The 22,123-nt window shown below is 62.1% G+C and carries 22 protein-coding genes; 12 read left to right on the forward strand and 10 right to left on the reverse strand.

What is annotated here, in order from left to right:
• The first annotated feature begins 80 nt into the window (after window positions 1-80).
• On the forward strand, window positions 81-1,913 hold the full coding sequence (locus tag M9890_06305; GenBank protein ID MCO5176567.1) for an ABC transporter ATP-binding protein/permease: 1,833 nt from the start codon (window positions 81-83) through the stop codon (window positions 1,911-1,913).
• Between the two features lie 31 nt (window positions 1,914-1,944).
• On the opposite strand, the gene M9890_06310 is transcribed toward M9890_06305, so the two are convergent.
• On the reverse strand, window positions 1,945-3,027 hold the full coding sequence (locus M9890_06310) for a M42 family peptidase (GenBank protein MCO5176568.1): 1,083 nt from the start codon (window positions 3,025-3,027) through the stop codon (window positions 1,945-1,947).
• Between the two features lie 165 nt (window positions 3,028-3,192).
• Here M9890_06310 and M9890_06315 point away from each other — a divergent pair, with 165 nt between their 5' ends.
• Complete coding sequence (locus M9890_06315) at window positions 3,193-3,999, forward strand: MBL fold metallo-hydrolase (GenBank protein ID MCO5176569.1); 807 nt, start codon at window positions 3,193-3,195, stop codon at window positions 3,997-3,999.
• Window positions 4,000-4,018: 19 nt separating this feature from the next.
• On the opposite strand, the gene menA is transcribed toward M9890_06315, so the two are convergent.
• The 3 genes from menA to M9890_06330 form a co-directional block, all read right to left on the reverse strand.
• Entirely contained in the window at window positions 4,019-5,704 is a 1,686-nt protein-coding gene (gene menA, locus M9890_06320) for a 1,4-dihydroxy-2-naphthoate octaprenyltransferase (GenBank protein MCO5176570.1), read from the reverse strand.
• Window positions 5,701-6,453, reverse strand: coding sequence for an ABC transporter ATP-binding protein (locus M9890_06325; GenBank protein MCO5176571.1), 753 nt, complete (start codon window positions 6,451-6,453; stop codon window positions 5,701-5,703). Before M9890_06325 ends, menA begins: the two co-directional genes overlap by 4 nt.
• A gap of 65 nt (window positions 6,454-6,518) precedes the next feature.
• Window positions 6,519-7,619 (reverse strand): ABC transporter substrate-binding protein, encoded by a 1,101-nt coding sequence (locus M9890_06330; GenBank protein ID MCO5176572.1) that lies wholly within the window; start codon window positions 7,617-7,619, stop codon window positions 6,519-6,521.
• 211 nt (window positions 7,620-7,830) lie between these two features.
• Here M9890_06330 and M9890_06335 point away from each other — a divergent pair, with 211 nt between their 5' ends.
• Genes M9890_06335 through M9890_06345 form a run of 3 tightly spaced genes read left to right on the forward strand, consistent with a single transcriptional unit; the run spans window position 7,831 to window position 11,912 of the window.
• Window positions 7,831-8,010, forward strand: coding sequence for a ferredoxin (locus M9890_06335; protein ID MCO5176573.1), 180 nt, complete (start codon window positions 7,831-7,833; stop codon window positions 8,008-8,010).
• Entirely contained in the window at window positions 8,007-11,111 is a 3,105-nt protein-coding gene (locus tag M9890_06340) for an AAA family ATPase (protein MCO5176574.1), read from the forward strand. The genes M9890_06335 and M9890_06340 overlap by 4 nt, the downstream gene beginning before the upstream one ends.
• Before the next feature lie 15 nt (window positions 11,112-11,126).
• Window positions 11,127-11,912, forward strand: coding sequence for a DUF3891 family protein (locus tag M9890_06345; GenBank protein MCO5176575.1), 786 nt, complete (start codon window positions 11,127-11,129; stop codon window positions 11,910-11,912).
• Window positions 11,913-11,925: 13 nt separating this feature from the next.
• Here the strand turns inward: M9890_06345 and M9890_06350 are convergent, their stop codons facing one another.
• On the reverse strand, window positions 11,926-12,459 hold the full coding sequence (locus M9890_06350) for a deoxyuridine 5'-triphosphate nucleotidohydrolase (protein MCO5176576.1): 534 nt from the start codon (window positions 12,457-12,459) through the stop codon (window positions 11,926-11,928).
• A 136-nt stretch (window positions 12,460-12,595) separates the two neighbouring features.
• Between M9890_06350 and M9890_06355 the strand changes: the two genes are divergently transcribed.
• Complete coding sequence (locus tag M9890_06355) at window positions 12,596-13,789, forward strand: nicotinate phosphoribosyltransferase (protein ID MCO5176577.1); 1,194 nt, start codon at window positions 12,596-12,598, stop codon at window positions 13,787-13,789.
• On the opposite strand, the gene M9890_06360 is transcribed toward M9890_06355, so the two are convergent.
• Window positions 13,786-14,100, reverse strand: coding sequence for a ferredoxin (locus tag M9890_06360; protein ID MCO5176578.1), 315 nt, complete (start codon window positions 14,098-14,100; stop codon window positions 13,786-13,788). The genes M9890_06355 and M9890_06360 overlap by 4 nt on opposite strands.
• Before the next feature lie 160 nt (window positions 14,101-14,260).
• Between M9890_06360 and M9890_06365 the strand changes: the two genes are divergently transcribed.
• Both M9890_06365 and M9890_06370 read left to right on the forward strand, forming a co-directional pair.
• The gene (locus M9890_06365) at window positions 14,261-15,265 is read left to right on the forward strand and encodes a class I mannose-6-phosphate isomerase (GenBank protein MCO5176579.1); all 1,005 of its coding nucleotides are present in this window, start codon (window positions 14,261-14,263) and stop codon (window positions 15,263-15,265) included.
• Window positions 15,262-15,552 carry a hypothetical protein gene (locus tag M9890_06370; protein ID MCO5176580.1) on the forward strand — a complete coding sequence of 97 codons (291 nt, stop codon included), beginning with the start codon at window positions 15,262-15,264 and terminating at the stop codon, window positions 15,550-15,552. Before M9890_06365 ends, M9890_06370 begins: the two co-directional genes overlap by 4 nt.
• On the opposite strand, the gene M9890_06375 is transcribed toward M9890_06370, so the two are convergent.
• Window positions 15,549-16,283 (reverse strand): NAD+ synthase, encoded by a 735-nt coding sequence (locus tag M9890_06375; GenBank protein ID MCO5176581.1) that lies wholly within the window; start codon window positions 16,281-16,283, stop codon window positions 15,549-15,551. The two genes, M9890_06370 and M9890_06375, sit on opposite strands and share 4 nt — an antisense overlap.
• Before the next feature lie 218 nt (window positions 16,284-16,501).
• Here M9890_06375 and M9890_06380 point away from each other — a divergent pair, with 218 nt between their 5' ends.
• Window positions 16,502-16,924, forward strand: coding sequence for a hypothetical protein (locus M9890_06380; protein MCO5176582.1), 423 nt, complete (start codon window positions 16,502-16,504; stop codon window positions 16,922-16,924).
• Between the two features lie 2 nt (window positions 16,925-16,926).
• Here M9890_06380 and M9890_06385 read toward each other — a convergent pair whose 3' ends face one another.
• Window positions 16,927-17,631: an MBL fold metallo-hydrolase gene (locus M9890_06385; GenBank protein ID MCO5176583.1), complete on the reverse strand. Its 705-nt coding sequence runs from the start codon at window positions 17,629-17,631 to the stop codon at window positions 16,927-16,929.
• Window positions 17,632-17,951: 320 nt separating this feature from the next.
• On the opposite strand from M9890_06385, the gene M9890_06390 reads away from it, so the two are divergent.
• Together M9890_06390 and M9890_06395 are read left to right on the forward strand one after the other, a co-directional pair.
• Window positions 17,952-18,920 (forward strand): uroporphyrinogen decarboxylase, encoded by a 969-nt coding sequence (locus M9890_06390; protein MCO5176584.1) that lies wholly within the window; start codon window positions 17,952-17,954, stop codon window positions 18,918-18,920.
• Window positions 18,917-19,303: a hypothetical protein gene (locus tag M9890_06395; protein ID MCO5176585.1), complete on the forward strand. Its 387-nt coding sequence runs from the start codon at window positions 18,917-18,919 to the stop codon at window positions 19,301-19,303. The genes M9890_06390 and M9890_06395 overlap by 4 nt, the downstream gene beginning before the upstream one ends.
• On the opposite strand, the gene M9890_06400 is transcribed toward M9890_06395, so the two are convergent.
• Together M9890_06400 and M9890_06405 are read right to left on the reverse strand one after the other, a co-directional pair.
• Window positions 19,300-20,586 (reverse strand): hypothetical protein, encoded by a 1,287-nt coding sequence (locus tag M9890_06400; GenBank protein ID MCO5176586.1) that lies wholly within the window; start codon window positions 20,584-20,586, stop codon window positions 19,300-19,302. The genes M9890_06395 and M9890_06400 overlap by 4 nt on opposite strands.
• Window positions 20,555-21,547 (reverse strand): tyrosine-type recombinase/integrase, encoded by a 993-nt coding sequence (locus M9890_06405; protein ID MCO5176587.1) that lies wholly within the window; start codon window positions 21,545-21,547, stop codon window positions 20,555-20,557. Before M9890_06405 ends, M9890_06400 begins: the two co-directional genes overlap by 32 nt.
• A 402-nt stretch (window positions 21,548-21,949) precedes the next feature.
• Between M9890_06405 and M9890_06410 the strand changes: the two genes are divergently transcribed.
• The gene (locus M9890_06410) at window positions 21,950-22,108 is read left to right on the forward strand and encodes a hypothetical protein (protein MCO5176588.1); all 159 of its coding nucleotides are present in this window, start codon (window positions 21,950-21,952) and stop codon (window positions 22,106-22,108) included.
• Window positions 22,109-22,123: the final 15 nt, after the last annotated feature.

The raw sequence follows: 22,123 nt of genomic DNA on the forward strand, positions 1-22,123 counted from the left end.
CTACGCCTGGTGGTCGCCCCGGTGGAGGACGACGATCAGAGCAAGAAGAAAACACAACCCCGCGCACGCGGCAGAATGATTTGCAGATTCTGCGCCGTGTGATCGGGATATTCCGCCCGTATCGTGCTCAGGTCGGCGCGATCATGCTGGCCATCCTCGTCTCGTCCGGTATCGGACTTGCGAACCCACTCCTCCTCCGACGCATCATCGACGACGCCATCCCAAACGGCGACATGAGCTTGCTGAACATTCTCGTCGCCTTGATGATTCTGGCCCCCATTCTCGGTGGCCTGGTTGGTGTCGGACAGTCGTATCTCAGCAATCGGGTCGGACAGAGCGTTATGCGCGATCTGCGAATGCGGTTGTACTCGCATCTGCAGGGCATGTCGCTGCGCTTCTTCACCGGAACGCGTACCGGCGAGATTCAGTCGCGTCTATCTAATGACGTCGGCGGCGTGCAGGGTGTCCTCACCAACACTGCCGCGAGCATCGTGTCGAACATTGCGACCGTGCTTACGACCGTCGTGGCGATGTCGCTGATTTCCGGCAAGCTCACTCTCCTGTCGTTTGCGCTGTTGCCAATCGCGCTCTATCTGACACAGAAGGTCGGCCGCACTCGCCGCCGCCTGTCGACCCAGACGCAGCGGACGATGGCAGACATGAGCTCGATGGTTGAGGAGACGCTGTCGGTTAGCGGCGTATTGCTGACCAAGACGTTTGGCCGACAGACCTACGAAATCGATCGATTTGGTGCCGAGAACGACTCACTGGCCAGCCTCCAACTGCACCAGCAGATGGTCGGTCGCTGGTATTTCATGATCATTGGTACGTTCTTCTCGATCGCACCAGCCGTCGCCTACTGGCTCGCCGGGCGCGCGATCATTGGTTCGGGCAGTGCCGCTGTGCTGACGATCGGTGACCTGGTCGCGTTCACCACCTTGCAGGCACGCCTGTTCTTCCCACTCGGCGCGCTGCTGAACGTGCAGGTTGAGATTCAGGGAGCCCTGGCGCTCTTCGAACGAATCTTCGACTACCTTGACCGCAAGCAGGAGATCGTCGATGCCTCGCAGGCTATTGTGCTTGACCCTCACAAGGTTGAGGGTCGGGTCGTGTATGACGACGTGTTCTTCCGCTACGGGACTGGCGATGATGGGACGAGCGTCCCCAAGAACGCTGAACGCGATTGGACGCTTCAGGGCGTGAGCTTTGAAGGGCGACCCGGTCAGCTGATCGCACTCGTTGGTCCATCTGGCGCTGGCAAGACGACACTCACCTACTTGCTCCCGCGTCTCTACGATGTTGCTTCCGGGTCGGTGTCGATTGATGGCCACGACGTGCGAGACATTTCACTCGCGTCGCTCGGTGAGATCATCGGCGCTGTCACGCAGGAAACGCATCTGTCGCACACAAGCATCCGCGAGAACCTGCGCTATGGTCGACCGGACGCGACCGACGACGAACTGATCGCCGCAGCACGCGCTGCCGCGATTCATGATCGCATCATGGAGCTCGAAGACGGCTACGACACGGTCGTCGGCGAGCGCGGTTACCGACTCTCCGGCGGCGAGAAGCAGCGCCTGGCAATCGCGCGGGTGATCCTCAAGGATCCGCGCATCCTCATCCTCGATGAGGCAACGTCAGCGCTGGATACCCGCTCTGAACGACTGATTCAGTCGGCGCTTGAGCCGTTGATGCAGAGCAGAACGACGATTGCCATCGCGCACCGCCTGTCAACGATCCTGGCAGCCGATCTGATCCTGGTGATCGACGGAGGACAGGTTGTCGAGCGCGGCACGCATGACGAGCTGCTGGTGCGGGGTGGCCTGTACAGTCGGCTCTATCACGAGCAGTTCGCTGCGCGCCCGGAACTGTCACCGACGGTCCTGGATTTCGTCCCGGCCGCCGATGACTAAGCTCCCGAGAGCAGATTGCTCGCCTCGCTGGCTACTTCTTGGCGGTCCAGCGTGGCGGCAACGGCTCCCGCTCCAGGTAGGCGAGAATCAGATCAACGCATTGAACCAGCTCCGGCTCGGTCACCATCTCGTTCGGAGAATGGGTGTACCGGGTCGGCATCGTTAGCAGAACCGTCTCAATTCCCCGGCGGGTGAGCTCCGCGCCATCACTCCCATAGTTCTGGAAGACAGCATGCTGCACGGGAATCCCGGCAACTTCGGCTGTTTCAGCCATCGCCATGGTCATGCGATGCGAGTAGTGACCCGATGAATCCTGATGGACGATGATCGGACCACCGCCAAGCTTTGCCGGATGCGTCTCCGGGCGCGTCCCCGGAACGTCGCCACACAGGCCCACGTCCAGGTTGATGGCATAGGAGAAGTCGGCGATTTCCGGAATGCTCGACGCTCCCAGCAGTCCGTTCTCTTCCTGAATCGTCGAACCAACCCAGAGGGTGTGCTTCAACTTGCTGATGTCGGCACGCTCAGCCACCGATGTTGCGATCGAGAGCGCGGCGCGATTGTCCATCGCCTTGCCCATGATCGCATCGCCCAGGCGTCGCGTTTTTGAGTTCACGACGATGCGGCTACCGGGCCGGATGCCGAGTCCCTCAACGCGCTCGCGCGTCATCAGGCCGAGATCAACAAACCAGTCGGCCCATTCAAAATGATCTTTCTGGTCAGCGGCACTGATGACGTGGCCGCTCGCATAGACCAGCTGGCCGTCGATCGGACCCTCGTCCGACATAACCAGAACCGGCTGGTTGATTGGGACATAGCGCAGGGCAGGACGTCCGCGCGTATCCCTGCCGGCCGGCCAGACGCGGAGCAGCCCGTTGGCGGTGATCGATGTCACCATCAAGGTCAGTTCATCGCCGTGGGCCAGGATGATGATGTTTGGTCCCTGACCGCCCACCCGCGCGATGACGTTGCCCACTCCGGTAATCTGAACATCGTCGGTGATCGTCGACCAGTGATCGGCGCACCATTCATGGACGAGGTCTTCCTGCCCGGTTGGTCCCGGAATTTCCGTCAATGTCTTGACGAGGTCGTACATCGCCGTTGGCTTACCCACTCCAGATACCCCTCTCAGTATTCTGCGGCCTGTGAGCCGCCGGAGAATAGGCGCGAATGGAGTAGCTTGTCAACGCGATGCTTGACGGGTCGTCAGCCGACTCCTAGTCTTCTGGCGTCTGGATGCAACATATCCCAGCTACAAGAGAACGGACGGGTGGAACTCATGAGCGACCTGATGCAGGGGTGGTTCGACGTACGGCGGTTTGATAGCGGAGTGACGATGATCGGCGAGCCGCTGCACTACGAGGACGTGAAGTCGTACCTGATCGAGGGTGATACCGACGTCGCTATCATAGACACCGGCATGGGAGTTGGAGACTTCGCAGCGGTTGTTTCCAGCCTGACGGATCGCGCGCCGATCGTCCTGCAATCCCACGCGCACTTCGATCACATCGGGGCCAGCAGTGCGTACCAGCGTGTCATGGTCCATCCATCCGAGGCCGAAGACCTGGCGCTTGGCTATCCCAACGAGAAGCTCCGCAAGTGGTGCGAACCGGAATACATGCGCGGCGCGCTCCCCGAAGGCTTCGATGCTACGACGGCCAGCATCGACGGCGTTGATTGGGCGATGCCGCTGGTTGCCGGTGACGAAATCGACCTCGGTGGTCGCGTGATCGAGGTGTTCCACACGCCGGGGCACTCATCGGGTGGACTCACGTTTCTTGATCGCGCAGCCAGGGTGCTGTTTCCCGGCGACGCAGTCTACGCCGGACCGATGTTCGCCTATCGTGAGGGTAGCGATCCGTCGCAGTATCGCGATTCACTGCAGTTGCTCGCTGAATTGGCCGCAATCGTCGACCACGTCTATCCGTCTCACAACCGTGTGCCGCTCAGACCGGACGAAGTGGTGGGGATGCACGAGGCGTATGAGCAGGTCTGGGCCGGGCGTGCGCCGGACAGCCGCCACCCGGATCACGATGTCTTCGACTTCGGGGATTTCTCATTTTGGCTGGTGCCGCGCGAGGATTGAGCGCAGCGCGTGGCAGCGGCTACCGGACCGCAGCGACGAGCAGAACGACCGACATCAACGCACCGAACTGCAGATGCAAGCCTGCCGTCTTGCGTAATGCGGTATTGAGCGTGCCGACGTCCTGCCGGTGCATGACGATGCGCACAAGCTCGATTGCGCGCGGGATGGTGAGAAACACGATCAGGATACCGGCCGGCAGCAGACCGCCGAGGGCGACGAGGGCGACAGCGATGTAGGAACCGACGAGGAGCGCGACATATTCGCGTCGCGCCCAGCGGTAGCCGATGTACGTCGCTAGCGTCCGCTTGCCGGCGTCGGTGTCGTCGCGAATGTCGCGGATGTTATTAGCCTGCAGGATGGCCGTCACGAGCAATCCGACCGGGATCGACAGCGCGACCGCCTCCCAGGAAATGGACTGCGCCTGCACATAATACGCACCAACGACCAGCACTGGACCCATGAAGATGAAGACGGTCGCCTCGCCAAGCGCGACATATCCCAGAGGCTTGGGGCCGCCGGTGTAGAGGTACGCGGCCAGAAGGCTGGGAATCGCAAACAGCAGGACCGGCCATCCGACTCGGGCGACGATGAGGAGCCCGATGATGGTTGCGATGGCAAAGAGCGCCAGACCGAACCACAGGATAGTTTTTGGGCTTATGAGGCCGCGCTGGATGAAGCCGCCGTTGCCGCGTGAGATCGGCTTGTCTGCGCCGTTGCGGAAGTCGTAATAGTCGTTTACGAGGTTGCTGCCTGCGTGAACGAGCAGCGAGGCCAGAATGACCATCACGAACAGGCTCAGCGAGAATGCGCCGTCGATCGAGGCGAGGAGCGTGCCGAGCAACGCCGGGATGATTGAGGCGGTGAAGGAGAAGGGCCGCGTCGCCATGAACCAGTTGCGGACAGCCTGCGGCACCGGAATGCTGAAGCGGCGTCGCTCGGGCGCGCGCCACGGCATCGCGACCCGTTCGACTTCGTCCATGACGAGATTCAGTAGCCAGCCGAGCATGCCAGTGACGATCAGTCCAACATACATCTTCTCGATCGCGAACGTCTGATACGAGTTCCAGATCAGGTAGCCGATGCCATTCTTCGCGGCGAGGAACTCGGTGCCGACGATCACCAGCAACGAGAACCCGAGCGCGAGGCGCAGACCGGAGAAGATCCCCGGCAGTGCTGCAGGAACCGCGACCGTGCGAATACGCTGCAACACACTCGCGCCCGCGTCGCGTGCGACATCGAAGTACCCCTGTTCGATCTCCAGGACTGCGCTCATTGTCGACAGCACGACCATGAACAGGACGCTGACAGCAACCATCGCGACCTTCGAAGTCTCGCCGATGCCGAAGATGATGATGACGAGCGGCAGAATGGCGATCTTTGGAACTGCGAAGAACGCTGCTGCGATCGGTGACACGACAGCACGCACCGGCCACCACAACCCCATCAGCACACCGATCAAAACTCCGGGCACGGCGGCGATGACGAACCCGGCCGCGACCCGTAGCATGCTGATCCGCAGATCGTCCCACAGCTGCCCGGACGAAATCAGCTTTCGTGCTGTCGTTTCGAGCGATGTCGGCGGCGGGAAGAAGAGCGGGTTGATCGTTTGTGTTCGGGCCAGGATTTCCCACGTCACAAGCACGACAACCGGCCCGAGCAGGGCCAGGATGAATCCCAGCCAGCGACGGCTCTCAGCGCCTCTCATGACGCCACCGCCGTCGGTGGCGCGGCAGATTCATCGCGCAGGAGCGACCAGATGTGCAGAAATAGCGTTGCGAACGTCGGGTCGGAGCGCACGGTCTCGATCGAGCGTGGTCGGGCGAACGGAACATCGATGTCCGCCTTGATCGTGCCGGGGCGCGAGCTCAGGACAATGATGCGGTCCGCCAGAATCATCGCTTCGTCGATTGAGTGCGTCACGAACATCACCGTCTTGCCGCTCTCCTCCCAGATGCGAAGGAGCTCGGATTGCAGGATCAGGCGTGTCTGCTCATCCAGTGCGCCGAACGGCTCGTCCATAAGCAACAGCTCGGGATCAACAGCGAACGCCCGGACGATTGCGACGCGCTGCCGCATGCCTTCTGAGAGCTGCGAGGGATAGGCATACAGAAACTCGCCGAGCCCGACCTGACGGAGTAACCGCTCTGCAATCGCTTCGCGCTCCTCGCGCGAAACGCCGCGCATCGCCAGGCCGTAGGCGGCGTTGTCGAGTACGGTCATCCACGGGAAGACGGAACGGCCCTGGAAGACCATCGCTCTCAGCGGCTTGTCATCCGAGTTGCGCTGAATCGCGATGCTGCCAGCGGTCGGCGAAACCAAACCGGACACAGCTCTGAGTAGCGTGCTCTTCCCGCAGCCGGACGGGCCAACGATTGCGCAGAACTGACTCTCCGGAATCGCCAGCGAGACGTTGTCAATCGCGGTGACCACCGAGCGCGCGAGTGGAAAGGTCACCTCCAGACTGCTGATATTGACTTTGTGGCTCGCGCTATCCGGCGAGTACATCGTCCCTCCGGTGGTTATTGTTCAGTGGCGACGCCGATTTCCTTAACTGCATTTTCGGCAAACGAGCGGTCGATCAGCGAGTTGACATCGAGCGGTTCGTCGTATTCGAGCAGGCCGCGATCAGCGAAGAATGTCTGCAAGGTGGCGAGATCGTCTGCGTGGATGTCGCCGTTCGGTTCGCAATAGGTGCGCGACGCCTCGCGAATCAGGTCCGGCGGCACATTCGTATGGGCTTCCAGGATCTCCAGGTTCTCGTCGCTGTCCCAGTCGTCACCCCACAGATCGCGGCAGCCGCGCAGCATGCCGGCCATGAAGCCGGTCACCAGGTCGGGAGAATCAGCGGCGAAATCCGGATTGACCCACACGAATGTCGGCTGGAAGTTCTCCGGGAAATTCGCGTCGAGGCGAACGATCAACCCCTGCTGCTCGGCTTGCGTAGCGATCGGCTCACCGAGCATCGCGCCATCGAGCGCGCCGGACGCCAGCGCCGCCGGCACGTCCGGGAATGGGAGCGTCTGGAGATCGACATCGCCGATAGTCAATCCATCTGTTTCCAATGCGGCGTTGAGCCAGTACTCAGTCGCGCCGCGCGCATTCACCGAAACCTTCTTGCCCTCCAGGTCACCCGGTGTGGTCAACTCGCCGCTGTCGTAGCGTTCCTTGGAGACGACGAGCGGCGTCGCTGCCTCACCGCGCTCGAAGTGCAGCGGCGAGATGAGTTTTAGATCGATGCCGCGCGCTACGGCGTTGAAGAAAGCTGGCCCGGTCCCACCGATGCCGATGTCAAAGTCGCCGTTGGCAGTCAGGACGACCATGTCAGATCCACCGGCAAGTGGCTCCAGGTTGACATCGAGGCCGTATTCCTCGAAGTAGCCCTTGTCGTGCGCGAGAGCGACCGGCGCGTAGATCAGCACCGGGATGAATCCGACTGTCACGGGAGTCAGTTCGGCGGGTGTCGATGTGTCGGCAGTCGCGTCGGTAGAGGAAGCAGTCGTCGCGGTCGAATCCGCTACTGGCGTCGATGTAGGATCCGAATCACCGCCGCACGCAGCGACCAGCATTCCCAGCATCACCAGAATCGTGAGCATACCAGCAGCACGGGTTCGCGTTCTCATCCGTAATTGGCGTCCCTTCGGGCTTGCTCGACCGAGCGTCTCTCGAAGTTCGGATATTGTTGGCGTAAGTCTAGCAGTGCCGCTATCGTTTGTGACTCGCTGCACAACTGAGATATTCCTGTGCACGGCTACAATCGGACTGTTCCGGATTGCTGCTTGCTCGAACGGAGAAGGTCCCGCTATGCGAGTGCGTATAGATCGCGACAAGTGTGTGGGTGCAGAGAACTGCGTCGTAACTGCTCCGTCGATCTTCGCGCTGGACGCGGACGGCAAGGCGCGCCTGCTAGAGATTCGCGAAATGAGTGCTGACCTCGTCTGGCTGGCGGCCGAATTGTGTCCGACTGAAGCGATCATCATTGAGGCCGATGACGGCGAGCAGCTGTATCCATGACAGTGCCAGCGACAACTCCGCAGTTACCGGGCCGTGAGCGCGAGCTAGCTGATGCAGTAGCCGTCCTTGGTGCATCGGCTGCTGGTCAGTTGCGCGTCATGGTACTGACCGGCGAGCCGGGCATCGGCAAGTCGCGGCTACTGGATGCTATCGAGACGCTGGCCGTTGCGCGGGGCTTTCAGACAGTGCGGACTGTCTGCGACGAAGAGTCGATGCCGGTTGCATTTGCTCCGTTGCAACAGGTAGTCGCCGAGCTTGGGCAATCGGCGGGTCTCGAAGAGCACTCGGAATCGCTTGCTGAGCATCTGCGCCGGTTGCCGCGCGAGGCGACCGAGCCGGAGCTGCGCCTGGCTGCCACCGATTACATCGCGCGGGTGATTCGAGCACGCAGTGCGGGTCAGCCGGTTGCGATCCTGATCGATGACGTGCAGTGGCTTGACGAGTCGAGCGCCTCGGTGTTGCGGCGCTTGATCCGAACCGTTCGTTATGTGCCTGTGACGCTCGTTGTCGCCTACCGCGGTGATGACCCGCGGGTGACCGGTGCCGGCGATCGCTTCATCAGTCAGGTTTCGTCCGACCCGGTGTGTCGGTTGGTTCCGTTACGGAGACTACCCGATGACGCGACGCGCTCAATCGTCGCGACGCACCTCGGGACGTCGTCTGACGAGGTGGCCGCGCTGAGCGACGAGATTCAGCGACAGTCCGAAGGTGTGCCGCTCTACGTCGTAGAGCTGATAAGCCATTTGCAGCGCTCCGACCTGCTGACGCGCAGGAATGGGCAGTGGCATGCCGACGCAGCGCAGATTGAAGGCATGCCCCTAAACATTCGAGCCCTGCTGGATCAACGGTTGGACCGTCTGGGCGACACACACCGCGATGTGCTTGAGGTTGCGGCAGTGCTCGGGTCAGACATCGAAGACGGAACACTGAGAGCGGTTGTCGATCTCTGCGCGCCGCATCTGGCGGAACACATCGACGACGCGCTCGCTCGCAGCGCAGAGCTGGGGCTTATTCTTGAAGATACGCGCGCAGACTCGACCGCAAGCCGATTTGGCCATCAGCTGTATCGGGATCGCCTGTACGCCGGTACCGGGCACGGCACGCGACGATCGATCCACGATGCCGCCGCGACCGTCCTTGAAGCGACAACTGCGAATGGAGAACAGGTAGAGCGCGTCGCGTATCACGCGATTCGAGGTCGTGACCCACTTGTCGGCGTTCACGCGGCTCGTCGCGCTGCACGGGCCGCCGCCGATATCCACGCCTGGGAAGATGCCGTGCAATGGATTGACGTTGCGATTGACTTGCTCAGCAGCATGCCGCCGGGCGACCCAATCGAACGTCCAGCACGAGCTGATCAGCAGATAGCGCTGGCGATTGAACGTGACACCTACGTGGCCGTCGTTGGCGATCCCACCGCGCGGCAGTCGAGCGCCGAGATTCTGGAACGCCTGGCGATCGAAGCGGCAACAGCATCCAGACGTTCCGAGCTGCTCGTGCGTGCCACACGTGGAATGGTCGCTGGAGGTGCGCTCGACCGAGCGAAGAAGCTCGCCGCACAGCTCGCAGGTCTGGCCGACGACGAGGAGATCGATGAGACGGCGCAGCTCTGGATTGCTGTTGGCGAAGCGGCTATCGGCAGGTCGATTGGAGAACCAGCGCCGGTGCGGTGCGCCGTTGATGGTCTGCAGCGAGCACGCAGTGCGTTTCATCGCGCCCTGTTTCTTGTTCCCGAGACGCCGACCAGCATCAGAGGATCGCTGCTTCAAGAGCTTGGTGTCGTGGAGGCGGCGCTGGCTGATCGTGGATTGCTGGAGCGACGTGTCGCGCACGAGAGGCTGCGGGCAGCGCTGGATGTTTACCGCCTGGCGAAAGACCGACGCGGCGAGACAACGATCCTGATCGCGCTCGCCTATCGCCGGAACATCGAAGCTGACCGCCCAACTAGTGGCAACTCAGACCGCTTCGTCTCATTTCTCGAAGAGATCCGCCGGTTGCGTGCTGCCGAGCACCGGATCGTTGGTGCCACCGACCAGCCGCGTGCGGAGGCGCTCTCGCTCCTTTCGACTCAGCTCTACTGTCGAACGAAAGGCTGGTACGAGTTGGCGCTCGAACGTGGGGCACAGGCTCGCCGGTGGGCCGATGAATCACGCGATCCTCGCGTCGGCGCGATGGTCGAGATCGCGCTGTCAGAGTGCAATTGGCTGGTTGGGCGGGGTGCGCGCGCCCTCGAGCATGCGGAGCGTGCGCTCGCTGCGCTCGATCAGCTCGCGGCTCATCCGAGCGCCGACAGCCTTTTGCACTGGCAGGCTTTGGCGGCCAGGGTCCGCGCGCATCTCGCAATGGGCGACACTACCCGCGCGACGCACCTTGCACGGCAAGCTGCATCGGATGAAGGCAATCGTCGTGGCGCGACGACGGGCCAGGTTGAAGCGCTGCTCGTTGAAGCTCTGGAGGCCAACAGGCACATCGACGAGGCGCGGGCGCTGGCTGAGGGCGAGTTGCGCGGGGCCGTGGGCCTGTCGTCCGGCACCATCTGGGACATCCAGCTGGACCTTGCGCTGTCTCGCATGGCGCTGGTTAGTGAGGATGGACGTTCGGCTGTCGGCCACGCCGCCGCCGCTGCGGCACGCCTGACCGAGCGCCGCACTCCGTTTGTCTGGCTGCGCCTCGCGGCCGGGACTGCCCTCGTCGCGTCACTGCTGGCAACCGGGCATGAGCGCGAGGCACGCGATGCTGCGCGCGATCCGGCCGAGCTCGCCGCGACAGTGCTCAGCCGCATTTCCGACCCGACCCTCTGGGACGAGACGGCCAGCGCCGCACCATATCTGGCGGATTTCCTGCGCATCATCGAGCCTCGCTGGCCCGACCTCATGCCGAAACCGATGCAAGCTACGCCGGAAATCTCGCACCCACTCACGGCGCGGGAGCTGGAGGTCATGCGACTCGTTGCGTCGGGACGCTCGAATCAGGAGATCGCCGACACGCTGTTCATTAGCGTCAAGACAGTGGCCCGTCATCTGACCAATGTCTACACAAAGATCGGCGCAGAGAGTCGGACACAGGCGGCGGCATGGGCGTATCGGAATCGCATCGTCTGACGAGGAGGGATTCACATGCTGTTACGCAAGGTCGACACCGGCTGGATAGCGATCACGCAGCCCGCTCATGCGCGTCTTTCGGCGCAGATCGCTGCGGCTTGGGACGCCGAGTGGGCCGCCCCGGTCACGCCGCGAGATGGCGTCGTCGCCGGAACACTTCTCCACGACATCGGCTGGCTCGACTGGGAATCATCCCCGACACTGAACCCGGAGACTGGGCTGCCGCACACGTTCCTGCAATTGTCTGTTACCGTGCATATCGGGATGTGGCGCACCGCTGCGCAGCGCGCGCTCGCGTTCGGTCGATATCCGGCGCTGCTCACGTCGATGCACGGCACGCGACTCTACGGGTCGCGCGATCTGAGTTCTCTGCCCGAGGGCGACGCGGCGTTAATTCGCGAGTTCCTGGCTGACGAAGCAGCTCGGCAGGGTGCGTTGATCGATTCGCTGCGAGCCGAGCCCTCGACTGCAGCGTCGGTGGAGGCCGAGCAGTTGGCGGTCAATAGTCAGTACGTCGCGCTGTGGGATGCGATGTCGCTGGCCATCTGCGGCGGAATCCGCGATGAGCGCTCGTTCAATCAGGTTCCGTCGGACGGAGAAGCATCTTCGATCCGAGTTCTCCCGGAGAATGGGCGAGAACGTCTAAGGCTGGACCCCTGGCCGTTCCGCGATGCCGCAGTCTCATTGACGTTCGACGCACGCCACATCGGCTCCACCTTCAACGATGAGGAGCAGATGCGGCGTGCGTTGAATGACTCTGTCTGGATTCAGGAATCGGTCGAGCTTGTCCCCGGCCCCTAGGGCATGAGACGCGTCAGGGCTTGCGCGCACCTTCAAACTGGTACGCGCCAGCGTACGTCGCCGTTGTTGACGCGGTCAGGCCGTGAAACACCAGCTGGCAGATGCGCGCGTTGCGAACGACCGTGAAGCCGGCCGGATTGTAGACGACCAGCAGCGACATCCCGCGTCCGGAATACCCCGCATCCCAAACCGCTGTGTGAAGCGCAACGCCTGATCGCAACAGGCTGGAGCGCGGGCGGGCGTACGCCATCAACCATGGCGGCAGGTTTACTGTCTCGTTGAATCGCACCTGATACGCGCCGGGTGCCAGAAACAGGCTGTCATCTGCGCCATACGCGATGTCTTCAGTGTCGGGCAGCACCCGGTTTGCACTGGTCAGTCCCAGCAGTCCCGCACCCTGAAATCGGGAGACCGTATCGAGCGTGATGTCGATGCCATTCGCTTGCAACTGGTCGTCCACGTCGATGAGACCCTCAAGCAGAGGTGGCGTCGATTCGAGGAGCGCCTCAATATCCTGGCGGCTCAGAACTCCGGTTGTCGGCTCCATGTCATCCCCTGTCCTCGGTCCGCGTCTCCACATATGTACGTACACTCTATCGTTGGCGGGTCGCGCCCGTCAATTCAATCGCGTAGGATCTGCATGCCGGGCATTCCGGCGGACGTGAGGGGTCGAGAGGGCAACCATGGGCGAGCTGCGGAAACCCCGCTTCTATCAGGCATCCATTGATGAGATTCGCGCCGGTGAAACGACCGACGTCTACTTCATTCGCACTGAGCAGATCATCCGCGAGGCTAATCTGGACCGGCACGTGCGTGCTGAGTTCTCGATCAAGGGCTTGCCACACAACTATCCGTGGGCGGTTTTCGCTGGCCTGGAAGAAGTGCTGGCGTTGCTCGACGGGCTCGATATCAATCTGCGCGGCATTCGCGAGGGCACGGTGATCCGTCCGCATCAGCCGATCATGGAGATCGAGGGCTCGTACCTCTCGTTTGCGCGGCTGGAGACAGCCATCCTCGGGCTGATCTGCGAGGCGTCCGGTGTCGCAACGAAGGCCGCCCGCATCCGCACCTTCGCGCGCGATCGTATTCTGGCCAGCTTCGGTGCGCGCCGCATGCACCCGGCCATTGCTCCGGTAATCGAGCGCGCTGCGTTCATTGGCGGCTGCGACGGCGTGAGCGTTGTCAAGAGCGCCCGCGAACTGGGGGAAGACCCGACCGGTACGACGCCGCACGCGTTGATGCTGATCGTGGGGGATACCGTCAAAGCAATGCAGCTCTTTGACGACCTCATCGAGCCTGGTGCGCAGCGCATCGCGTTGATCGATACGTTCGAGGATGAGAAGTTCGAGGCGTTGCGCGTTGCCGAAGGTTTGGGCGAGCGCCTCAACGGCGTCCGGCTCGACACGCCGGGCTCGCGTCGCGGGAACTTCGCTCAGATACTCCGCGAGGTCCGCTGGGAACTCGATCTGCGTGGATTCCAGCACGTGCGCTTGCTGGCCAGCGGCGGACTGGATGAGCGCGAGGTCGCCGACCTGTACGACTTCGTTGACGGTTACGGGGTCGGCACCAGCATCGCGAACGCACGAACCATCGACTTTGGTATGGATATCGTCGAGATCGAGGGACGACCTGTATCGAAGCGCGGCAAGATGAGTGGCGGAAAGCAAGTGTGGCGCGACCCGAAAACGCTGCTCGATGTCGTTCTGCCGTTGGGCAGCGATCCGGCGGAATCATCGCGCGAGCCGATGCTCAATCCGATCATTGACCATGGCACCTTGCTTGATCCTGTGCCGGATCCCCATGCGCTGCGTCAGTTCGTCCTCGACCAGTTAGCCATTGTCGGCGGCGAGATCGTGCCGAAGAACGAGGATGATTAGCGTTTGTCCTTGTCTTCAGCAGCTTCCTGCTCGGCGAGGGCAGCGGCGATCTCCTTCGCGATGTCGGCCGGCATTGGCTCGATGATCTGGGGATAGAGTCGGCGGCCGAATTGTTCAATCATGATGGCTTGTGTCGGGCAGGCCCGGGCAGCTGCGAAAAGCTCCTTTGCTTTGGCGGTCTCGCCTGCTTCCAGATCGTAGACGGCTTTATTCGTGTCTTCGTCGATGGTGATGATGCCCGGCGCGAGCACCGCGCAACGGCCAAATCCGACGCATCGATTCGGGTCAATCCGAACGCTGAGCGTATTCATGCATTGCTCCTGTTCTGCCTTGACCGTCCCGGTCGAAGGCGTCCTCACTGGCAGGTCTATCAGAGTGCGTAGGAGCAGGCAACGTGGTTGACGTTGGCGAGCGCCGCCTGCAAAGATCACAGCACGCCGGATTTGACCGGCGCTGGTGGACGGAGCCCTCGTGACGAAGTCTGCGCGTGCGAACGAGATTCGGATTGGCGAAGCATTGCGGCTTCAGCCGGTGCTCGATCCCAAGCCCTGGGGCGGTCGGCGGTTGGAACGCTACGGCAAGACCCTGCCCGATGGCCCGATCGGTGAATCCCTCGAAAGCGGCAACGAATCACACATCGTTGGCGGTCGGTTCGATGGGATGACGCTCGGTCAGCTGTCTGATCGATACCCCCAACAGCTTCTCGGATCGCGCGGTGTCATTGCCACCGGAGAGGTCGGTGGATTCCCGCTACTGGTCAAGTTGCTCGACGCGCAGCAGGATCTGTCGATTCAGGTGCATCCGCCGGATGACTTAGCCCCGAGTGGAAGCCGCGGAAAGACCGAGGCATGGCTGATTCTGGAGTCCGAGGTTGGCGGGAGTCTTGTCACCGGTGTCACCGGCGCAATTGACATCGCGCGAATTGAGGCTCAACTCGCCCGTGAGGAAGTGCGGCGCGGCGACGTGCTCTTCGTCGAGGCCGGGACCGTTCACGCCATCGGTGCCGGGGTGCTGCTCTATGAAATCCAGCAGGCAAGCGACGTCACCTATCGATTGTACGACTGGGGACGTCCGCGCGATCTGCACCTTGACCGCGGGCTGGAAGCTGCATCGCCCGATCTCCGCGCTCGGCACGTCACTCCGTTGCATCGGAACGACTCGACGGAGGTCCTTGTCGCCTGTCGCCATTTCCTTCTTGAGCGCTGGCGCGTTGGCGCGGCGCGGATTGCTGCGGGTGACGGTCAGTCTTGCCGCGTTCTTACGGTGATCGAAGGTTCGGCAACAATCGGTGATCTGGCATTGCGGTGTGGCGATAGTGTCGTGTTGCCGGCCGACCTGCTCGCGACGCCTATCAGTGGCGAGGCTGCAGTGCTTGTCGCGTCGATTCCAGACGTTGAGACTGATGTGATCGACCCACTTCGCGCGGCAGGCCATTCAGACGCCGATATACGGAACCTGGGAGTGAACATACGGTGACGAGCTCAACGTCATATCGCTGGATGCGTCGATGCCTTGAGATGCTGTACGACGACGTGAGTGATGATGACGCGCGCCAGATGCTGACGAATCCGGATGTTCGGGATGCGCGATACGCACAGTTCGCGCCGGCACTGGAGGAAGCAGGAATGCCGGTTGGCATGCTTGCATCGAGCGAAGGCCAGAGCCTGGGCGTCGCGATTCTGGCGCTGCGGTTGCGCTTCCCCCGACAGGATGGACTCGATCGGGTCGACCTCAATATCGCAATGCGCGAAGGGCGTGTTTAGCTGGTCTCGTCGAGCGTGAATTTCGGCGGCAACTGGCGTTTGTGCTCGGAGCCGCGCACCATGCGCTCGACGTTCTGCACGGCTTCTGGCTCTGCATCGGGCTTTTCACCGGCGGCGAGCGCAGCGCGGATACTGTCGAGGACCGCATAGGAGATCCCCATCTCTTCCTCGTCGGTCTGGCCCTCCCAGAGCCCAGCGCTCGGCTGCCGGTCAATGATCGGCTGCGGTACGCCGATCTCGCGCGCGACGTCGTAGACCTGATGCTTGTAGATACCGGCCAACGGCAGGAGATCGACGCCCGAATCACCGTACTTGGTGAAGTAGCCGACCATCAGCTCGCTGCGATTGCCGGTGCCGACAACAGCGCGACCGAGCGTATTCGCGAGATAGTAGAGCGTGATCATGCGCAGACGGGGCTTGATGTTGGCTCGCGCGAGCTGGGTCCCCTCCGGCAGCAACGGCATGAACGCATCGACCACGCTGGAGAGATCGACCGTGCGTTGCTCGATGCCGAACGCCTGGGCGGTGAGCTCCGCGTCGCGCGCATCCTGCGGCAACGAGTGCGCCGGCATGATGACGCCGAGGACGTTCTCCGGGCCGAGCGCGCGGGCGCACAAGCCGGCCACAACTGCAGAATCGATCCCGCCACTCAGGCCAAGCACGACGCCACTGACCCCGGCTCGCTTCACCTCAGTCGATATCCACTGCTCGATTTGCTCAGCAATGCTCACATCTGGCTCCCGCTGCATACCTGATCGCACGACGATTCGCCGCGTTTTCGGCGACCTCATCAACGTACCAGTATCGCCGGAGTCGTCAAGTAGCCCGCAGCGATCAGCAGCGTTCCGCGATGCCCCGCATCCTTTGGCTGCGTCGTTCGTTGTACAGATTGCAGGGACGTGGTCGTCAACGTGACGGCCCGGGGGGACGGACGGGATCGGTAACTGGCATGTTCGGTGTCGTTGCACTCGTAGCGGCGGGGATTCTCACAGTTCTTTCGATGCGCTCGATGGCGCTGGCGTTCGCCAGCACGGTGGGCGCTCACGCGCCTGATCGTGGCGCACCCGAGCGATCGCACCGTATCGCGCGCGGCTATCTTGCGTCGGGCGAGGCAGCCGTCCTCGTGTTCGATATCCTCATGTCGATCGGGATTGCGCTCCTCATTGTTGGGCTGACGGCGACTGCTGCGTTGCCGGGTCGCTTGATGGCCGGCGCACTCCTCGCTCAGGTAGCGGTCCTCTGCTCGTTGGTTGCGCCACCAATGGTTGTGTCGTACCGACAAATTGATGTGCGTCCGGTCGCGATTGCGCTGTGCATCGCCCAACTCGCCAATGTCGTCTTCTTCGTGCGGGCGATCGAATCTCTGCTGTAAAGCTATTCTGAAACTGCAGGGCGCTGCCGACGCTCGTTGCTCGCTCGCCACTGGACGAGCGGAGCGTCCGGATCGCTAAGCGTTTCGAGCCACGATTCGTCGCCGATGGTCGTTGGACCGCCGTGTCCGGCGTAGATCGTTGTTGCTTCAGGAAACGCTGCGAGGCGGCGCACGCTCACACCGAGCGCTTCGATGGATGATCCAGGCTCGGCAGTGTGACCGGCCCCACCCTTCAGCAGGGTGTCACCAGTGAACATAACATCCAGCGACGGTACCCAGAGCGTGATGCTCCCGGGAGTGTGTCCGGGGGTCTGCAGCACATGGATCTCCAGATCGCCAATGGCCAGGCGCTCGCCTTCGCGAAGCGGTCGATCGATCCGCACTGGCTCAACAATGAACGGCAGTGCCAGTCCTTGCCCGTGCGGGTCGGACATCATGTACTGATCGGCCGGGTTGCCGGCGATGGGGACACCAAGGTCATGAATACGCGACATGTCGGTGATGTGGTCCCAGTGCCCGTGCGTCGCAATGGCCAAACGGAGTGGCGCATCCAGGGCTTCGGCGGACTCTAGCGCGGCGCGCCATGCATCGCGCGGTGCGTCGATGATGATTGCGCCAACGCCCGGCACGATCAGTGCGTAGCACATTGTGTGGAGTGGTCCGCCGACAAATCGGCGCACAACTGGAGCGTTGGTACCCTGCGACATGCGACTTCCCCCTCAACCCGTTCCGTGTGCCATTGTACGGCGACAGTTAATGAACCGCCCCGACGTTGGCGTCGGGGCGGTTCTTCACGGGAAGGGTATTGGGGGTGGAGGGTTGCAGTGGGTGGGGAACCACTGCACTTTAGATAAGCGACGAATCACAGAACCGTTACGGTTCCTTTGCTACGAGTTCTTTGTGGTACGTTGTGCTGGCAGCGGGTGTGTGAGAAGCCATCCGGTTTCAGCAATCTATCTCGTACGCAGCGCAACAGGCTGACCTGATTGACGGCGGTAATCCCGACCGGGAAGGGAAGAACGCAACGATGTCGATGGTCATGGAAGAGATGACGAAGACAGAACGTGTCATGGCCGCAGTGATGGGCGAGGAAGTGGACCGCATTCCCGTCTGCTTCTGGCATCACTTCAAGCCGGAAGGTTCCGGTCGTCGGATGGCGGAAGCCACACTCGAGTTCTTCGAGGCTGAGTTCGACCTCGATATCCTGAAGATCATGCCCGACCTGCCATATCCGTTCCCGCGCCGGAGTGTGCGTGCGCCTGAAGACTGGCGGCTTGTTGAGCCGGTGGATATGGTCCGGTCGCGCTTTTTCCACCAGCGTGCTGTTGCCATCCAGGCGCTCCGCGATGCCGTCGGCTATGAGACGCCAATCATCATGACTGTGTTCTCGCCGCTCTGTGAAGCGCTCCACTTTACCGAAACGAAGGAACTGTTCCTGGAGCACGCGCGGAAGCACCCGGGCGTGGTCCATGAAGCGTTGGCAACCATCGCCGAGAACCTGCGGGCTCACATCCAGGATTGTGTCGATTCTGGAGCAGACGGCGTGTTTTTCGCGCTGCAAGGCTGCACCAGCGCGATGATGACCCCTGAGGAATATCGCGAGCTGGGGCGACCGTACGACCTGCTGGCGCTGCAGGGCGCGCGCGACAGCTGGCTGAACGTCCTGCATGTCCATGGCGACCGTGACCTGTTCTTCGACGATGTACTCGACTATCCGGTGCAGGTATTGTCGTGGTCGGATCGCCTCGCCGGGCCGAGCCTGGCCGAAGCGCGATCGAAGACGGACCTGTGCCTCATGGGTGGCTGGCACGAATTTGGCGCGCTTTCCAACGGGCCGGAAAACGAGATCCGGCGCGAGGCGGAAGACGCGATCGGCCAGACTGGAGGCCGCAAGTTCATTCTCGCCAACGGCTGCTCGGTGCCAGACGACACTGATCCGCAGTGGCTGCACATCGCGCGCGACATGGTTGACGAGCTGGAGTTGCCCACCGAATGACATCCACAGCACCGACAGACCAGGGATCTCGCGGCGTGATCGTGGCGCTGATCCCGGACGTCTTCTTTTCGGTTAACGTCCGCTCGACGATACTGCGCCTCGGGTATCAGGCAGTGTTGGCCAAGGGCGTTGATCAACTGTCCCAGGGGCAGAGCGCGCGACTTGTCATTGTCGATGGGACTGCGATCAGATCAGCCGAGGACTGGGATGCGCTCGGTCTGCTCAGCGCCGCTGGAACGCCGGTGCTCGTGTTTGGTCCGCACAAGGATGTTGATGTGCTGCGCGCTGCGAAGCAGGCCAACGTTACTCGTGTCGTTGCGAACAGCCTGTTTCACCGCGAAATGCCCAACCTCATCGAACGCTACGCCCTCGCCGAGGACTAGCGAACGACTGGGTTGACGAGGAGTGTCTGCGTCTCGGTGCGGTTGCCGTTCACCAGAACGGTGATCGTGTACTCGACCGGCCCGTTCTCGCGCGTCGGGACATCTACGCTCAGCGGCACCGCTATCCAGCCCTCTTCGCGGGTCTGCCTCGGCAGGCGCTCGTTTGAGTAGAGACTTCCACGCCGATGAAGACGGACCTCGACGACATCGTCGCGGGTGAGGTTCTCGACTTCCATCGCGAGCCACAGATCGGCGGTTCCGTCTTCCCGCGAATCCCAGATCGTGATGTCGTCGCCGAGCGGCACATTAGTGCGCGGGTTCACGCGGTCAGTCACGACGAGATCGGTGATGCGCACCGCGTTCGCCAGTGCAGGCGTCACGGTTGGAGTTGGCTCCTCGACTGGAACGCTGCCGGCCTCGGTGATTTCGAACGGTACCGTGCGAGCCTCGACGCCGTTCAGCAGCAACGTCACGGAGTAGTTGCCCTCGGGCAGCGAGCCATCCGGGCGTAGCGTGAACGTCAGCATCCGTGGGTCTTCGGTCGGATCGGGAGCGAGCTGATCGATCAGCACATCGCCACGGAACCAGAGCGTCGTGACTGTCCAGCCGTCCGGCTCAACCATGCGCGAGACACGGGCGCGAAATGTTAGCTCTTCGCTATCGGCTGGGAATCGGGTGCGGACGCCGACCGGTTTCCCGATGTTGTCGAACCCTGTCGCAAACGCGGCCTCGGCGATCGCCTTCGCCGGATCGCCCTTGCCAACGCGGAACAGGAATCGATCGAACTTCTGGTTGTCGATCAGCAGCTCGACGGCGTAGGTGGCGTCCGGCTTCAGTGCAAACGGCGGTTGATACGCGAGCGCAACCCAACTCGGACTGTCCTGTGTCTCAATGGTCATGTCGTCGCTCTGGGCGATGATCTGCTCGTTCTCCAGCCAGTAGGCGCGCAGCGGCGTCCCCGGCGGGAGTCCCTGCACGTGCACACACAGGAAAATCTGGCGGGCGGTTTCCGACACGACCGTCGTCTCGGCGAGCGGAGCATCACTGTCATCCACGCGTGTGGACAGCACGACTCGATCGACTGTTACGGGAACGGTAGTTGGTGTCGCAACCGGGCTGGCGGCCAGATCGACGGCGGTCGCTGTCGGCAGCGCTGTGGGTGTAGGCGGATTCGCCTCGGGAGTCTCACGAATGATGCGTGGCGTCGAGCAGCCAACCAGAAGCATGACGAGCATGCTCATCAGCAGCGTCTCAGCTGCCAGGCGGCTTCCGATAGACGCCAAAGGCGTCCTGATATTCGTCTGCGACCTCCTGGGCCGTCTTGTGAACATAGATCCTCGTGGTCGCCGGTGATGCATGCCCCAGCAGTGTCTGAACTGTCGATTCTCTGACGCGGCGTCGCACGAGCTCTGAAGCGAGGCCGTGTCGGAACGAATGGGGCGTGATCTCAGCTTCAACGCCGGCAGCAGTGCTTAGTTCGGCGACAATGTGCTCAACAGTGCGGGGCGAAATGTTTCGACCCGGCTCCCCAAGTTTGTCACGTCCGGAGAACGCAGGAAAGGCACCAGTTCCCCGGCCCTGATCGCCTCGGGCTGTCCAGTAAACGACGAGCGCCTCGGCTGTGGCTGCATCGAACAAGACGGTTCGGCTCTTGCCGCCTTTGGCGCGGTAGATCGACGCCTCTCCGCGCTCGAGGTCAATGTCGCGTCGCCGTAGTGCACAGAGCTCTGAGACACGAACGCCGGTTCGATACAGAAACAGGATCATCGCCCTGATCTTCAGGCGCCGTAGCTCAAGGTGCGGCTTCGTGGCGTGCGGCATCGCAAGGACGTGTTCAACGATTGTCTCAATGTCGTCGAGGTGGATATCCGGCGGCGGCGGTGTAAACCGCGGCATCATCGCTCGCACGCGTGTCCGCAGCTTGTCGTTGGGCAGATCGGGGTGGAAGTCGTAGGCCGCCAGGTACGCATACCACTTCCGCACAGCAGCGAGCTGCGTCTGAACGGTCCGCATTCGCGAGACTTCTTCCGGAGTTCGCAGATCCCGAGGCATCTCCCGCGAGACAAACGCAGTGACGTGCTCGATCGAAAGGTCGGTCACTGGCGTGGTTTGCGGATCGAGGCCGAAGTCATCTTCGACAATCGTCAGGAAGCGGCGGATCGAGTAGTCGTACGTGCGACGAGAGCGCGGCGAAAGGCGCAAATCCTCGTCGATAAAGCGCCGATGAGCATCGGCGATGGTCATCTCGTTGCCCGCTGAACCTGCTGATTGTGACTGATCACTGTGTACGTACATGTACGAACTATAGGATCAGTCATGGAAAAGAGCAACCTGACCTCGTGGCTGCCCAAGTGGACAGGGTGCAACCATGTCTGCTGGCCCCCCTATTCCGACCATATGGCTGACGCGGATACGCGGTCGGCTGATTAGGCTGAATGCACTGAGGAACTCGCCTCAGCTCGACAACGACGTCGATGTCTGAGAGGACAGCCATGCTGCTGGTTATTGCGTATCTGTTGTTTATCGCCTACGCCGCCGGGCTATTCGTCTACGCTGCTGTACGCGAACGGTCGTTTGCGGCGATCGGCATTCTGGTGTCGATGGTCGGGCTGCAGTTTGCACTGTTTGAGACAACGATGCCCATTGTTGGAATCGCCATCGCGGGTGTTGGATCGGCTGCTGATTGGTCGCGATCTGATCGACTCGATAACCCCGCGCCTCGCCCTGGCCGTCATTCAGCGTCGTCGCGGCAGCGCGATGTCGGCGCAGCCACGACGTGCCGGCAACCCGCTTTCGGAGTTCTGAAAGCAGGTTGCGCGA

It is taken from the genome of Thermomicrobiales bacterium (assembly GCA_023954495.1).
Classification (GTDB): Bacteria; Chloroflexota; Chloroflexia; order Thermomicrobiales; family CFX8; genus JAMLIA01.

Coding starts and splice junctions, on each gene's coding strand:
- M9890_06315 (MCO5176569.1), top strand. CDS start 3,193: ATGAGCGACCTGATGCAGGGGTGGTTCGACGTACGGCGGTTTGATAGC.
- menA (MCO5176570.1), bottom strand. CDS start 5,704: ATGAGAGGCGCTGAGAGCCGTCGCTGGCTGGGATTCATCCTGGCCCTG.
- M9890_06330 (MCO5176572.1), bottom strand. CDS start 7,619: ATGAGAACGCGAACCCGTGCTGCTGGTATGCTCACGATTCTGGTGATG.
- M9890_06340 (MCO5176574.1), top strand. CDS start 8,007: ATGACAGTGCCAGCGACAACTCCGCAGTTACCGGGCCGTGAGCGCGAG.
- M9890_06345 (MCO5176575.1), top strand. CDS start 11,127: ATGCTGTTACGCAAGGTCGACACCGGCTGGATAGCGATCACGCAGCCC.
- M9890_06350 (MCO5176576.1), bottom strand. CDS start 12,459: ATGGAGCCGACAACCGGAGTTCTGAGCCGCCAGGATATTGAGGCGCTC.
- M9890_06355 (MCO5176577.1), top strand. CDS start 12,596: ATGGGCGAGCTGCGGAAACCCCGCTTCTATCAGGCATCCATTGATGAG.
- M9890_06360 (MCO5176578.1), bottom strand. CDS start 14,100: ATGAATACGCTCAGCGTTCGGATTGACCCGAATCGATGCGTCGGATTT.
- M9890_06380 (MCO5176582.1), top strand. CDS start 16,502: ATGTTCGGTGTCGTTGCACTCGTAGCGGCGGGGATTCTCACAGTTCTT.
- M9890_06385 (MCO5176583.1), bottom strand. CDS start 17,631: ATGTCGCAGGGTACCAACGCTCCAGTTGTGCGCCGATTTGTCGGCGGA.
- M9890_06390 (MCO5176584.1), top strand. CDS start 17,952: ATGTCGATGGTCATGGAAGAGATGACGAAGACAGAACGTGTCATGGCC.
- M9890_06395 (MCO5176585.1), top strand. CDS start 18,917: ATGACATCCACAGCACCGACAGACCAGGGATCTCGCGGCGTGATCGTG.
- M9890_06405 (MCO5176587.1), bottom strand. CDS start 21,547: ATGACCATCGCCGATGCTCATCGGCGCTTTATCGACGAGGATTTGCGC.